The following is a 12,881-nucleotide window of genomic DNA, read 5'->3' as shown; positions in this document are numbered from 1 at the left end:
GTTCTTCCTTCCATTCATCGCATGAGCTGACATGGCAACCGACACCCCCTCCTCCACCCTGGACGCGCTGCACGCCGCCATCGAAGCGGCGATCCGAGCACGCTTCGCCGACTTCGCGACCGTCGAGTTCTATCGCGACGCTGACAGCGGCAGTCTGGCCACACCCGCGTGCCTGCTGGCGATGACCCGCTGTGACCGTGGCAAGGACAGCGATGATGGCAGCGGCCAACTGCAGGCCGTGCTGCGCTTTGAAGCACGCATCTCCGTGCAGTCCGCAGTAGCCGGCTCTGCCCTGCAGCTGCGCAGGGCCGCCGTGACCCTGGCCACCTGGCTGCATCAGCTCGGCCGTTTTCCCGGCGTACCCAGTGGCGCGATCGAGGTGATCGCCGCGCTACCCGAGGATGCCGCAGCCGCGCAGCCAGATCTGCGCACCTGGATCGTCGAATGGTCACTGCCCATCGCGCTGGGCGGCAATGCCTGGGAGGACGCCGATGGCGTGGTGCCGCAGGCGTCCTACAGCTTCGCACCAGAGATCGGCCGGGCCCATGAGTCGCGCTACCAACCGCTCGCGGATGACGCACCATGAGCGCTGAACATGCCCGGTTGATCGGCAATCTGTTGATGATCGGCGTGGTGCGCGAGCTCGATGAAGCCGGCAGCCGCGTGCGCGTGGATGCCGACGGCATGCTCACCGACTGGATCCCCTGGCTGGAACGCCGTGCCGGACCGGGCATTCGCAGCTGGTGCGCACCGGAGCCCGGCGAACAGGTGGTGCTGGCGTGTCCGTATGGCGACCCCGGCCAGGCGCTGGTGCTCGGCAGCCTTTACCAGGATCGCTTTCCCGCACCGGCCGACACACGCCAGCTGCAGCGCACGCAGTACGCCGACGGCAGTCTCGTCGAGTACGACCGCCAAACCACCACGCTGACGATCACCGTCGGAGCCGGCAAGGTCATCGTCAACTGCGCCAATGCAGAAGTGCATGCCAGCGAATCGGTACTGCTCGACACGCCGGCGATCAAGGCCACCGGCAACCTGGACGTCGCGGGTGCGATCACCGCGGGCAAGGACATCAGTACGTCGGCAGACGTCAAGGCCGGTGCCATCAGCCTGAAGTCACACAAACACACCGCCCAGGGCCCGACGGCTCCCACCACGCCGGCACAGGCGTGATGGGCCATCGCTGCAATGCCCTGGAAACCCGTACTCCACGACGATAGAGACCATGCGAGGAATCGACGCCAACACCGGCAAATCACTGGATGGGCTGGCCCATCTGCACCAGTCCGTGCGTGACGTTCTCACCACGCCCCTTGGCTCCCGGGCCCTGCGTCGCGAGTACGGCTCGCGCATCTTCGAACTGATCGATGCGCCAACCAACCGCTCGCTGCGCATGGACCTGATCGCGGCCACCGTCGACGCACTCGCGCGATGGGAACCGCGACTGCACGTCGAGAACGTCGACGTCTCCCTCCCCGCCCCCGGCGTGATGATCCTGGCAGTGACCGGGATCCACCTGCCGGACGGCGAGGCCATCACCATCGAAGGAATCGAGGTTCGCTAACCGTGGCATCCGGCTCGTTCACCAGTGTCAATCTCTCCCAGCTGCCGGCCCCGGCGGTCATCGAAGTGCTCGATTTCGAAGCCATGTTCGATGAGTCGCTGACTGCATTGCAGGCGCTGGACCCCACGTTCGACGCGCTGCTGCCGTCGGATCCCGCCTTCAAGATCCTCGAAGTCTGCACCTACCTGCGCCTGCTCGACCGACAGCGCGTCAACGATGCCGCGCGCGGCGTCATGCTGGCCTACGCCGTGGGCAGCGATCTGGATCAGCTGGCGGCGATCTTTGGCATCGCACGCCTGGTACTCGATCCCGGCAAGCCACAGGAGGGCATCCTTCCTCGCTATGAAAACGACGAGGACTTCCGTCGCCGCATCCAGCTGGGACCGGAAGGCTTCAGCGTGGCGGGGCCGGAGGGCGCCTACGTCTTCCATGCACTGAGCGCGGATCCGCGCGTGCTGGATGCCAGCGCCACCAGCAGCACGCCCGGTGAGGTCGTGGTGTCGGTGCTGTCGCGTGAAGCCGACGGCACCGCCACCCAGGGCCTGCTTGACGTGGTCGAGGCGAAGCTGAGCGCAGATGACGTTCGCCCGTTGACCGATCACGTGCTGGTGAAAGCGGCCAGCATCATCAACTACGCCGTCGCCGCCACGCTGTACACCTTCGCCGGTCCCGACTCGCAGGTCGTGTTGGCTGAAGCACGCACGCGCCTGGATCGCTACATCGTCGAATCGCATCGCCTCGGCCGCGACGTGACCCGCTCCGGGCTGTTCGCTGCATTGCATGCCGAGGGCGTACAACGCGTGGTGATCGAAAGCCCCGCCGCGGACGTAGTGGTGGACCGTACCCAGGCCACGTACTGCACCGCCGTGACGCTGGCCCACGGTGGCAACGATGAGTGACCTCGCGACGCGGCTTGTCAATGCGCGTCTGCGTGGCGCGGTTGATGGGAAGAACCAGGTGTTCCGCCATCCCGGCGGCATGCTGGCAACGGTGGAGGCGGTGTATCGCACGGATGGGCAGGGACGCCGACGCCTGAACGATGTGTCCATCAACGGTGGCGTGGTCACCCTCGCAGCCGCGCCTGTGCCCGGCGTGACCATCGACGCCGACGCACAGGTCCGGGTGCCGTCGTCAGCCAACCTGCTGCCGCCCAATGCCACCCAGGCCGAGCGCGCACTGTCGCAGGCGATCGTTGCCCGCCCGCTGCCGGTGGACATCACTGCCCTGTGGGACGCCGATCGCTGTCCGGCCGCGTTGCTGCCCTGGCTGGCATGGGCGCTCTCGGTGGACGAATGGAAGGCGTACTGGCCCGAACCGGTGAAACGCGCGCGGGTACGCGCAGCGATCGCCATCCAGCGGCGCAAGGGCACGGCCGGCAGCGTGCGCGACGTGGTCGCTGCATTCGGGGGTTCGGTACTGATCCGCGAATGGTGGCAGCTGCAGCCGAAGGGACCGCCGCACACCTTTGAAGCCGTGATGACAATTGCCAACCAGGGCGGCACCGCGGCAACCGCCATGTTCGTCGACGACGTCATCGGAGAGATCACTCGCACCAAGCCGGTGCGCTCGCATTTCACCTTCACCCAGGGCATGCAGGCCGACGCAGCAATCGGCGCGCTTGCAGCCGCACACGCCACGGCCTTCCGCCGCATCCAACTGATCGGAGAGTAAACCCCGCATGCGCTTGAAAATCACCGACGCCGGCTTCGCCAAGCTGGTCAATCCGCCGAATACCGGCACCAATGCCGTTCTGGTTACCCAGATCGGCCTGACGTCCACTGCGTTCACGCCTTCGGCCGGCCTGACCGCGCTGCCAGGCGAGATCAAACGCGTCGCCACCTTCGGCGGCCAGGCCGTGGGCGATGACACGCTGCACGTGACCATCCGCGATGACAGCACGACCGCCTATTCGCTGCGCGGCTTCGGCCTGTACCTGGCCGATGGCACGCTGTTCGCCACTTACGGCCAGACCGATCCGATCATGGAAAAGACGGCGGCCTCGATGCTGTTGCTGGCCACGGATGCACGCTTCACCGACGTGGACATCACCCAGATCCAGTTCGGCAACGCCGAATTTGTCTACCCGCCGGCAACCACCGAGGTGCTGGGCGTGGTCGAGCTGGCCACCAACACCGAGGCGGAAGACGCGGCCGACACCCAGCGCGCGGTGACTCCGCGCGGCCTGCGTGCATTCACCGACAAGCGCTTTGGCGCGGCCGCACCGACGGCACTGGCCAGGACCCTGCTGTCTGCCGCAACCACGGCCGCCGCACGCACCGCGTTGGAGCTGAAGGGGGCCGCGCTGAAGGACACCGGCCATGGCAATGGCCTGGATGCCGATACCTTGGATGGCAAGCACGCATCCGCGTTCGCCCTGGCGGGTGACTTCGCTACGGTCGGCCACAAGCATGTCATCGCAGATGTGACCGGGCTGCAGACTGCCTTGGACGGCAAGGCATCCAAAGGCACGAACAGCTTCACCGACCAGCAGTTTGTCGGCGGAACGTATCCGCTGGTGGGCTTTGGCGCCCAGGGGGCAGAGCAGTCGTTCATCGGCGGCTGGGCCAACGCGGGCCTGTGGCGGGTATGGAGCAATGATCGCGCGGCCAGCAGTGAGATCACCATCAAGCACGGCGACACCCCACGCTGGAACGGCTCGGCGATGTGGCATGCCGGCAACTTTGCGCCGGAGTCGAAGATGGATGTAGCGGGCGGTACGTTCACCGGCGCGGTCTCCGTCAAGAACAATTCCCTGCGCGTTTCAGGGTGGGGGAGCATTGCAACCGACGGCGTTGTCTACTTTGGCTCGGGTGACAGCTATCTATTCAAGAGCGGACCAGCATTCAGCTTCCGCAACAGCGAAGGAGCCTTCGTCGCCAACCTGAACTCGGGAGGCTCGATCTGGACCAGTGATAGTTTCAATCCGAGCTCAAAGGTCTCCAAAGCCGGGGACACCATGTCCGGCACGCTCAGCATCTACACCGGAGCGGTAAACACCCAGAACGTTCCACTGCGATTTGGCTGGAACAACAATATCCAGCGCTTTGCCTTCGCGATGGAATCCAGTGCATCGCTGTCTCTTTACGGGTACGACGCAAACGGCGGCACTCCAACACGCAAGGCAAACATCAGCAACGACCCATATCGCACACTCGCGGTAGATGGCGGCATTTGCTCCACAGGCGGGGCTTCTGCACTGGTGGTGCAAGATCGTCTAAATAACGGCATCGAATATCACCTCTACTGCGCCGGGAACGCATTCCGCGTTTGGTCGTCAACCGCTCAGGGGGTCGATCGTTTGACGCTGACCGACAGCGGAGTCCTCATAACGAGCGGTGGCTACGACTTCGGCTCCTCGCGCAAACTGAAGGCTATCGATGGCCCCGTGCCCTATGGCCTGGCCGCCGTCGAGCGCATGGAACTGGCTACGGGCCATTACAAACCGGAGTACAACAGCGACGGCCGTCGCCGCCTGTTCTTCGTCGCCGAGCAGCTCGCGGAGCTGGTACCCGAAGCTGTCGACCTGGAAGGCGTCGAGTTCAACGGCGAACGCGTTGCCTCGATCAAGCTGGACCAACTGCTGCCGGTCATGGCCAAAGCCATCCAGGAACTGGCCGCTGAAGTGCGCGCACTGAAGGCGGAGCGCTGACATGGCCAGCGGATATCGCTCGGCAGGCGTCGACTTCGACGACCTGTTCGATCCCTACGTGGAGGGCCCCGTCGCGCAGGATTGCGGCCTGCGCGTGGGCGGCACTGACCTCAGCCGTCGCTACGCCCACATCCAGTACGGCAGCAAGCGTGCCGACGTCGGCTATCGCGTCGGTGGCATGGACGTATCGAACCTGTGGGCTGCGCGTGGCAGCGCCAGCTATCGCCTGCCGTTCCATGGCCAGGGCTACTCGGCAAGCAACGGTGCCAAGACCAACTCGACCGGATCGGCATCGGCATCGGTCTCGATCGACATGCTGTCCGATGGCAACTACAGCATCCGTCGAAGTGTCACCGGCGGTGGCAACAACAGCAACACGGTCGTTGCCTCCGGTCGTTGGCTTCCGGCAGGCGCGAATGCCTCCGAGTACGACGTGCAGTTCAGTGTAAGCAACCAGGGAGCGGCGTACTTCAGTAACAGTGCACCGTCGTTCGCCTCGCTGGCGTCTTCGCAATCGGCAGGCGTCTCCATCAGCGTGCCCGCCAGGTCCACCAGTTTTGAAAGCGCCTCCACCAGCATCAACGTCCACCTGCGTCGTGCCGGCGGCAACGCGCAGGTCTCCAGCTTCAGCGCAAGCGTCAGCGCCTCCGGCTGGGTCTGATCGATCACCGGGCCACGGCTGCAATTATCGCCGCCGTCGCCCTTCCCGAAGATATACACGTCGCCTGCATCTGCAGGCACACCACCACACCGAGGAACCTCTCCGAATGACCGAATTTCTCCATGGCGTACAGGTCGTCAACATCGACACCGGTGCCCGCTCGATCGCCGTCGCCTCCACCAGCGTGATCGGCATCGTCGGCACCGCACCGCTGGCTGACGCCGATGCATTCCCCATCAACACTCCCGTCCTGGTGACCTCGCCATCGCAGGCGGCCAAGCTGTCGGCCAAGACCGGCACCGAAGCCGGCACCCTGCCGGGCGCACTGGACGCGATCTTCGACCAGTCGTCGGCCGTCGTGGTCGTGATCCGTGTCGAGAGCGGCGCCTCCGACAGTGCCACCCTGGCCAACGTCCTGGGCGGCGTGAACGCACAGACCGGCGCTTACTCTGGCGTGCACGCACTGCTCGCCGCCAAGTCCATCGTCGGTGTGAAGCCGCGCATCCTGGTAGCACCGGGCTTCACCCACGTGCACCCGGCCGACCCGGCCAGTCCGGACACCGTGCTGGCCAACCCGGTCATCGCCGAGCTGCTCGGCATCGCCGACAAGCTGCGCGCGATCATCATCAAGGACGGCCCGAACAGCAACGACGACGCGGCCAAGACCACCACCGCACTGACCGGTTCCAAGCGTGTCTACGTGGTTGACCCGGCCGTGCTGGTGCAGCAGGGTGAAGCGATCGTCAGCCGCTATGCCTCCGGTGCCGTGGCCGGTGCCATCGCCCGCAGCGACAACGAACGCGGCTGGTGGGCGTCGCCGTCCAACCAGGAGCTGTACGGCATCGTCGGCACTGCGCGTGCGATCGATTTCGGCCTGTCCGATGCGACCAGCCGCGCCAACCTGCTGAACCAGGCCAACGTGGCGACCATCATCCGCGAAGGCGGTTTCCGCCTGTGGGGCAACCGCACCGCCAGCATCGATCCCAAGTGGCAGTTCCTGTGCGTGGTGCGCACCGCCGACATCATCGCCGACAGCCTGGAGGCTGCCCACCTGTGGGCCGTCGACCGCGGCATCAGCAAGACCTACGTCGATGACGTGCGCGAGGGCGTCAATGCCTTCCTGCGTGGCCTGAAGACGCAGGGCGCGATCCTCGGCGGCAACTGCTGGATCGACCCCGAACTGAACGCAGCGGACAGCGTGGCCCAGGGCCGCTTCTACTGGGACTTCGACTTCACCCCGACCTACCCGGGTGAACAGCTGACCTTCCGCATGCACATGAACAACAACTACGTCTCGGAGATCTTCTAAGCATGGCGCGCAAGATCCGCAAGAACTTCAACTTCTACGTCGACGGCAAGGGTTTTGCCGGCAGCGTGATGTCCTTCACCGCCCCCAAGCTGTCGCTGAAGACCGAGGACTTCCAGGCCGGCGGCATGCTTGCCCCGACGGAGATCGTGCTGGGCCACGACAAGCTCACCGCCGAGGTCACCTTCGCCTCCGATGACGCGGAGATCATGTCCAAGTTCCACGTCATCGAGAGCAAGGAGTACGGCTTCACCGCCCGCGAGGCGCTGGAAGCCGACGATGGCTCGGTCACTTCGGTCGTGCACAACATGCGCGGCAAGGTGAAGACCCTCGACCGCGGCGAGACCAAGGTCGGCGAAAAGGGCACGGTCAAGGTCTCCCTGGCACTGAGCTACTACAAGCTGACCCATGGCGTGCAGGTCGTGCAGGAGATCGACGTGACCAACATGATCGCCCGCCAGGGCGGCGTGGACGCACTGGCCGGCATCCGCGGCGCACTGGGTATCTGATTCCCGGCACCGCCTCGACGTACACGGGGGCGCACAGCGCCCCCGGATCCACCGCATCTCCATCGACATCCGGGAATACATCCATGTCCAGCAAGACCAAGACCAGCGCCGACACCGTCATCGAACGCGACGGCTACGCCGAAATCACCCTTTCCCGCCCGCGCCAGGTCAACGGCGTGGACACTGCCGTGCTGCGCATGCGCGAACCGACCGTGGAAGACATGGAGCGCTACCAGGACGACAAGGGCACCGACGCCCAGCGCGAAGTACGCATGATTGCCAACCTGTGCGAGATCGCACCGGATGACGTGCGCAAGATGCCGCTGCGCGACTACGCCCGCCTGCAGGCCGGCGTCGCGCTTTTTACCACCTGACCCTGCCGCAGATCAGGCAGGGAGCGCTCGCCCTGGCCGGCCATACCGGCTGGGGCCTGCGCGAGATCATGACGCTGCGGGTGTCGAAGTTCATCTGGTGGATACAGGGATTGCCGGTACATGGCGAGTAACGTTCAAACGACAACGATCACGATCGGCGGCTCGGTTTCCCGGTCGTTGCAGGACGCACTGTCCTTCAGCAACGATGGCCTGAAACGCCTCGGAGAGGAAGCCGACAAGCTCGAGCGCAAGCTCAATTTCATGGGCAGATCGAGCAACCAGTTCGTCCGCATGCGTGCCGAGGCCGATGCGCTGCGCGCTTCGCAGGAAGCGCTGCAGCGGATCGAAGACAAGCGCACCGCGAATCTGGAGAAGCGCGAGAAGCTGGGTTCGGCGTTCGGCGATGCACGCGGCATGCTCGGCAGCGCCATCACCACGCTGGCCAAACCGGTGGAGAACGCCGCCGGCTTCGCGCGCGAGAACCAGGCCATCGGCAACGCCGCCAACCTGACCCGCGCGCAGGTCGCGGCGCTGGGCCAGACCATCCTTGCCGAATCCGGCCGCACCCACCAGGGCGCGGGCGAACTGCAGCGTGCGGTCAGCCAGCTGGTCGCTGCCGGTCTCGATGCACAGACCGCGCAATCCAGCCTCGGCGCAATCGGCCGCACCACCACCGCTACCGGCCAGAGCATCGACGACGTCACGCTGGCGGCGTCGGGCCTGCAGCAGGCATTGAAGATCAATCCGGCCGGCCTGCAGTCGGCGCTGGATGTGCTGGTCGTAGCGGGCAAGGACGGCGGCCTGGGCCTGAAGGACATGGCCGCTGCACTCCCCGTGCTCGGCGGCGCATTCCAGTCGCTGCAGATGCACGGCAACGCGGCCGCGGCCACCATGGGCGCAGCCCTGGATGTCGCCCGGCAAGGGGCCGGCGGTGCGGACGAAGCGGCCGGCAACATGCAGCGCTTCATGGCCAGCATCCTCTCGCCCGACCTGCAGGCCCGCGCCAAGAAGGGCTTCAAGCTGGATCTGCGCAGGATCATCAACGAAGCGCAGAGCAGCGGCGGCAATCCCTTCGACGCGGCGATGCAGGCAATCATCCAGGCCACCGCCGGCGACCAGACGAAGATCGGCAAACTGTTCGGCGATGCACAGGCGCAGAACTTCGTGCGCCCGATGATCCAGAACTGGGATGAGTACATCCGCATCCGCGACAAGGCGCTGAACTCATCTGCAGGCACCACCGACAGTGGCTTTGCGGCCAAGCTGCAGACCGACCCGGAGAAGATCGAAGGCGCGAAGATCGCCGTGGACAACCTGTCCAAGGCCTTCGGGACCGCGCTGCTGCCAGCCGTTGGCGAAGCAGCAATGAAGCTGACCGAACTGCTGAACGGTGTTGCATCGTTCGTGCAGGAAAACCCGAAGCTGATCGCCAATACCACCCAGGTTGTGGTCGGCCTGATGGGCATGCGTACCGCCGTGCTCGGCGTGCGCTACGCCTGGACGTTCCTGCAGGGCCCGATCCTGGCGGTGCAGAAGGCCTTCGAGCTGTTCCGCGGCGGCAGCCTGCTTGCGCAGATGGGGCAGTTCGGCCCCACCGCCATGCGCCTGGCATCGGGCTTCCGCGTGGTCGCGACTGCCGTGGGCGCGATTGGTGGCGGTCCCATCGCCATCGCGGTCGCCGCCATCACCGCCGGCGCACTGCTGGTGCGCAAGTACTGGGAGCCGATCAAGGCTTTCCTCGGTGGCGTCTGGGATGGCCTCAGCGGCGCCGGAAGCGCCGCCATGGGCGAACTGATGCGCGCCGTCGAGCCGCTGCGCCCCGCCTGGGAGGTCATGGCCGGGCTGATCGGCCAGGCCTGGGACTGGCTGTCGAAGATGCTGGAACCGGCGCAGTACACCGGCAATGAACTGTCACGCGTCGCCGAGATCGGCTCGCTGGTTGGCGAAGCGTTGCTGACCAACTTCCGCATGGTCATCCAGGTCATCGGTGGCGTCGTGCAGACCGTGGTCTGGCTGGGTGAAATGCTCGGCATCGCCGCCGGCTGGATCACCGTCACGTTGGGCGGGGCCTGGGACGCGATCATGGCATCAGCAGGAACGGCCATCGACTGGATCATGGGCAAGCTGCAGCCGTTGCTCGATGGCATCGGCTGGGTGTCGGAGAAGGTGGGCGGTGGTCTGGGCTTCCTCAAGGACAAGGCGGTCGAAGGCGCCGGCATCGCCATGGACCGGGCAAACATGGGCAAGGCGGTCTACGGCTCCATGGCAGCCAACGGCGGTGGTGGCATCGGTGACATGGCGCGCGTGGCATACGCGGTCGGCACCAATGACAACGACGGTCTCAAGCGCCGCATGACAGACCTGGGAGGCGCGCAGCAAGGTCGCCCGGCACCGCCGATGCCCTCCTCTGCCACCGCACGCGCACCCACCACCGTGCAACAGCAACAGACCAACAACATCACCATCCACCAGCAACCCGGTGAATCCAGCGAGGCGCTGGCACGGCGGACCGCCAACGCGCTGCAGCACCAGCAGGCCGTGCAGGCCCGCGCCACTCTGGGAGACAGGAACTAAGCATGAAGCGCGAGTTCGTAACCGGCGCAGTGGACAAGCTGCTGTCGCAATTCAAGAGCAACGATTCCGGAAACGCACCGGTACTGCTGATGCTGGGTGGATTCAAGTTCAGCCTCAACACGGCTGTATTCCAGCAGATCCAGCAGTCCAACGATTTCCGCTGGCAGGCACAGGATCGCGTCGGGCAGATGGCTGCACTGCAGTACACCGGCCCGGGCTCGGCCACCATGACACTGCCAGGCATTGTCTACCCGCTGTTCCGTGGCGCCGGCAACGAGATGTCGCAACTGCGCAAGCTGGCCAGCCAGGGAAAACCGCAGCGTCTGCTGACCGGCAAGGGCGGCAACCTGGGTCTGTGGGTCATCGAGAAAATCGACGTTACCTCCAGCGAATTCACCGTCGACAGCCAGATCCAGAAGCAGGACTTCACACTCACTCTGCGGAAATACAGCGATGGCACGAACGTATAACACCCGCGACGGCGACGTCGTCGACCGTATTGCCTACGCGCATTATGGCGAACAGTCACCGGCGATCCTGCGCGCGGTGTTCGATGCAAACCCCGGCCTGGCCGCGCGCGGCCCGGTGCTCACTGCAGGCGTGGCGATTGTCCTGCCGGACGTGCAGCGTCCCGCCAATGAACGCAAGGGAGTATCACTGTGGGATTGAACATCGCACCCGCGTTCCGCGTGGTGGCCAACAGCCAGGACATCACCGACAAGATCATGTCGCGCTTCAAGTCGCTGCGCATCACCGACGAGACCGGCAACAGCGCCGACACGCTGGAACTGCAGCTGGCCGACCATGATCCGAGCGATCCGATCCAGCTGCCGCCGGTGGGCGCGGAGCTGGAGGCCTTCATCGGCTACGACGGCGAAGTGCGGCGCATGGGCCTGTACATCTGCGATGAGGTGGAGATTTCCGGCTATCCCGGCAGCATGACCCTGCGCGCCCGCGCCGCGCCGTTCGAAACCAGCAAAGGCGGCAAGAACGATCTGCAGACGCAGAAAACGCGCAGCTGGAAGAAGGGAACGACGATCGGCGACATGGTCCAGCGGATGGCGGCCGAGCACGGACTGACCGCGGCGGTGAGTGCGTCGCTGGCATCCATCGTGCTGCCGCTGACCGTGCAGTCGCAGGAGTCGGACATGAACCTGCTGCTGCGCCTGGCCAAGCAGCACGATGCCATCGCCAAACCGGGCGGCGGCCGGCTGGTGCTGGTCAAGCGTGGTGAATCGACCACCGCCAGCGGCGAACGCATTCCGGACGTGACCCTCACCCCGGCCGATGGCAGCAGCTACCGCGTCACCATCGCTGCCCGCGACGATGCCGGCACCACCATCGCCTACTACCGCGATGTGCGTGGCGCGCAGCGCCAGGAAGTGAAGGTTGGCAGCGGCGAGCCGATCGTGCGCCTGCGCATGGCCTATGCCGACCGCGAAACCGCCGAAGCCGCCGCGCGCGCCAAGCATCGCGAGCAGGCGCGGCAGACGCGCACGCTGAGCTACAGCCTTCCAGGGCGCGAGTCGCTGATGGCCGAAGCCACGGTGGTGATGCAGGGCTTCCGCGATGGCGTGGACGGCGAGTGGCTGGTCAAGCGCGCCGAGCACAGCATCGGCAGCGACGGTTACCGCACCAGCATCGAGTGCGAACAGCCCAACAGCGCCGAATCAGTGAAGGCCGCCAGCAGCGCAGCGGTGAAGCAGACCCCGCAGGTGGGCAGCGAAGTGTAGATCCACGCCACGCCTGGATTGGCCTCTTAGCCCCTGCCGGGCTCCCAGTAGATCCACGCCACGCGTGGATGCGCTTCGCGCATCAACTCACGTACTGCGCCTGGCCATTACCGAACGACCAGTTCTCCTTCTTCACTTCCACCAGATTGATGAACACATCCTCGCGGCGGATACCCACTGCCGCATGCAGGCCATCGGCAATGCCCAGATACAACGCCTTTTTCTGCTCCAGCGTGCGCCCCTCATTCCAGGTGATCTGGATGCAGATGAAGTCATCGCTGCGGGCGATGCCCAGGTAACCCGGGTCGAACACGAGCGTGCCGGCGTCGTGCTCTTGGAAGATCTGGAAGCGATCGTTCTCCGGCACGCCGACCGCGCGCATGGCCTGATAGATCGCCTCGCCGACGCGCTGGCGATACTCGACGGATTTACCTTTGCGAAGATCGATGCGGGCGAGCGGCATGGTGGCACTCCAGAGTGGATGGGCAGGGCGACGCGCTGAGACTACGCC

Annotated in this window: 15 protein-coding genes; 14 read left to right on the top strand and 1 reads right to left on the bottom strand. The window is 65.4% G+C overall.

The genetic code is table 11. The features are described 5' to 3' along the window. The first annotated feature begins 31 nt into the window (after window positions 1-31). The 14 genes from AC13GI_RS09920 (at window position 32) to AC13GI_RS09855 (ending at window position 12,370) form a co-directional block, all read left to right on the top strand. A complete protein-coding gene (locus AC13GI_RS09920; RefSeq protein WP_482996169.1) occupies window positions 32-586 on the top strand; it encodes a hypothetical protein in 555 nt (184 codons plus the stop codon). After that, the gene (locus AC13GI_RS09915) at window positions 583-1,173 is read left to right on the top strand and encodes a phage baseplate assembly protein V (protein ID WP_482996168.1); all 591 of its coding nucleotides are present in this window, start codon (window positions 583-585) and stop codon (window positions 1,171-1,173) included. The genes AC13GI_RS09920 and AC13GI_RS09915 overlap by 4 nt, the downstream gene beginning before the upstream one ends. A gap of 52 nt (window positions 1,174-1,225) precedes the next feature. Continuing rightward, the gene (locus tag AC13GI_RS09910; RefSeq protein ID WP_482996167.1) at window positions 1,226-1,564 is read left to right on the top strand and encodes a GPW/gp25 family protein; all 339 of its coding nucleotides are present in this window, start codon (window positions 1,226-1,228) and stop codon (window positions 1,562-1,564) included. 2 nt (window positions 1,565-1,566) lie between these two features. Beyond that, on the top strand, window positions 1,567-2,463 hold the full coding sequence (locus AC13GI_RS09905) for a baseplate assembly protein (protein ID WP_482996166.1): 897 nt from the start codon (window positions 1,567-1,569) through the stop codon (window positions 2,461-2,463). Beyond that, a complete protein-coding gene (locus tag AC13GI_RS09900) occupies window positions 2,456-3,235 on the top strand; it encodes a phage tail protein I (RefSeq protein ID WP_482996165.1) in 780 nt (259 codons plus the stop codon). Before AC13GI_RS09905 ends, AC13GI_RS09900 begins: the two co-directional genes overlap by 8 nt. A 7-nt stretch (window positions 3,236-3,242) precedes the next feature. Next, a complete protein-coding gene (locus AC13GI_RS09895) occupies window positions 3,243-5,213 on the top strand; it encodes a tail fiber domain-containing protein (RefSeq protein ID WP_482996164.1) in 1,971 nt (656 codons plus the stop codon). A 1-nt stretch (window position 5,214) separates the two neighbouring features. Then, a complete protein-coding gene (locus AC13GI_RS09890; RefSeq protein WP_482996163.1) occupies window positions 5,215-5,874 on the top strand; it encodes a hypothetical protein in 660 nt (219 codons plus the stop codon). A 106-nt stretch (window positions 5,875-5,980) separates the two neighbouring features. Beyond that, the gene (locus tag AC13GI_RS09885) at window positions 5,981-7,183 is read left to right on the top strand and encodes a phage tail sheath C-terminal domain-containing protein (RefSeq protein WP_099819213.1); all 1,203 of its coding nucleotides are present in this window, start codon (window positions 5,981-5,983) and stop codon (window positions 7,181-7,183) included. A gap of 2 nt (window positions 7,184-7,185) precedes the next feature. Then, window positions 7,186-7,689, top strand: coding sequence for a phage major tail tube protein (locus AC13GI_RS09880; RefSeq protein ID WP_093817501.1), 504 nt, complete (start codon window positions 7,186-7,188; stop codon window positions 7,687-7,689). Window positions 7,690-7,772: 83 nt separating this feature from the next. Beyond that, the gene (locus tag AC13GI_RS09875; RefSeq protein ID WP_089239186.1) at window positions 7,773-8,063 is read left to right on the top strand and encodes a phage tail assembly protein; all 291 of its coding nucleotides are present in this window, start codon (window positions 7,773-7,775) and stop codon (window positions 8,061-8,063) included. 120 nt (window positions 8,064-8,183) lie between these two features. Continuing rightward, complete coding sequence (locus AC13GI_RS09870) at window positions 8,184-10,637, top strand: phage tail tape measure protein (RefSeq protein ID WP_482996162.1); 2,454 nt, start codon at window positions 8,184-8,186, stop codon at window positions 10,635-10,637. A 2-nt stretch (window positions 10,638-10,639) separates the two neighbouring features. Next, complete coding sequence (locus AC13GI_RS09865; RefSeq protein ID WP_482996161.1) at window positions 10,640-11,107, top strand: phage tail protein; 468 nt, start codon at window positions 10,640-10,642, stop codon at window positions 11,105-11,107. Beyond that, a complete protein-coding gene (locus AC13GI_RS09860) occupies window positions 11,091-11,306 on the top strand; it encodes a tail protein X (protein ID WP_089239180.1) in 216 nt (71 codons plus the stop codon). The genes AC13GI_RS09865 and AC13GI_RS09860 overlap by 17 nt, the downstream gene beginning before the upstream one ends. Continuing rightward, window positions 11,297-12,370: a phage late control D family protein gene (locus AC13GI_RS09855; protein WP_482996160.1), complete on the top strand. Its 1,074-nt coding sequence runs from the start codon at window positions 11,297-11,299 to the stop codon at window positions 12,368-12,370. Before AC13GI_RS09860 ends, AC13GI_RS09855 begins: the two co-directional genes overlap by 10 nt. An 82-nt stretch (window positions 12,371-12,452) precedes the next feature. Here the strand turns inward: AC13GI_RS09855 and AC13GI_RS09850 are convergent, their stop codons facing one another. Beyond that, window positions 12,453-12,833: a tautomerase family protein gene (locus tag AC13GI_RS09850; RefSeq protein ID WP_482996159.1), complete on the bottom strand. Its 381-nt coding sequence runs from the start codon at window positions 12,831-12,833 to the stop codon at window positions 12,453-12,455. Between the last annotated feature and the right edge of the window lie 48 nt (window positions 12,834-12,881).

The organism is Stenotrophomonas sp. 82F1, from assembly GCF_056861525.1.
The sequence above is the reverse complement of the archived record's forward strand: the minus strand, read 5'-3'. Positions and strand labels throughout refer to the sequence as shown.

Coding starts and splice junctions, on each gene's coding strand:
- AC13GI_RS09920 (WP_482996169.1), top strand. CDS start 32: ATGGCAACCGACACCCCCTCCTCCACCCTGGACGCGCTGCACGCCGCC.
- AC13GI_RS09915 (WP_482996168.1), top strand. CDS start 583: ATGAGCGCTGAACATGCCCGGTTGATCGGCAATCTGTTGATGATCGGC.
- AC13GI_RS09910 (WP_482996167.1), top strand. CDS start 1,226: ATGCGAGGAATCGACGCCAACACCGGCAAATCACTGGATGGGCTGGCC.
- AC13GI_RS09900 (WP_482996165.1), top strand. CDS start 2,456: ATGAGTGACCTCGCGACGCGGCTTGTCAATGCGCGTCTGCGTGGCGCG.
- AC13GI_RS09895 (WP_482996164.1), top strand. CDS start 3,243: ATGCGCTTGAAAATCACCGACGCCGGCTTCGCCAAGCTGGTCAATCCG.
- AC13GI_RS09890 (WP_482996163.1), top strand. CDS start 5,215: ATGGCCAGCGGATATCGCTCGGCAGGCGTCGACTTCGACGACCTGTTC.
- AC13GI_RS09885 (WP_099819213.1), top strand. CDS start 5,981: ATGACCGAATTTCTCCATGGCGTACAGGTCGTCAACATCGACACCGGT.
- AC13GI_RS09880 (WP_093817501.1), top strand. CDS start 7,186: ATGGCGCGCAAGATCCGCAAGAACTTCAACTTCTACGTCGACGGCAAG.
- AC13GI_RS09875 (WP_089239186.1), top strand. CDS start 7,773: ATGTCCAGCAAGACCAAGACCAGCGCCGACACCGTCATCGAACGCGAC.
- AC13GI_RS09870 (WP_482996162.1), top strand. CDS start 8,184: ATGGCGAGTAACGTTCAAACGACAACGATCACGATCGGCGGCTCGGTT.
- AC13GI_RS09865 (WP_482996161.1), top strand. CDS start 10,640: ATGAAGCGCGAGTTCGTAACCGGCGCAGTGGACAAGCTGCTGTCGCAA.
- AC13GI_RS09860 (WP_089239180.1), top strand. CDS start 11,091: ATGGCACGAACGTATAACACCCGCGACGGCGACGTCGTCGACCGTATT.
- AC13GI_RS09850 (WP_482996159.1), bottom strand. CDS start 12,833: ATGCCGCTCGCCCGCATCGATCTTCGCAAAGGTAAATCCGTCGAGTAT.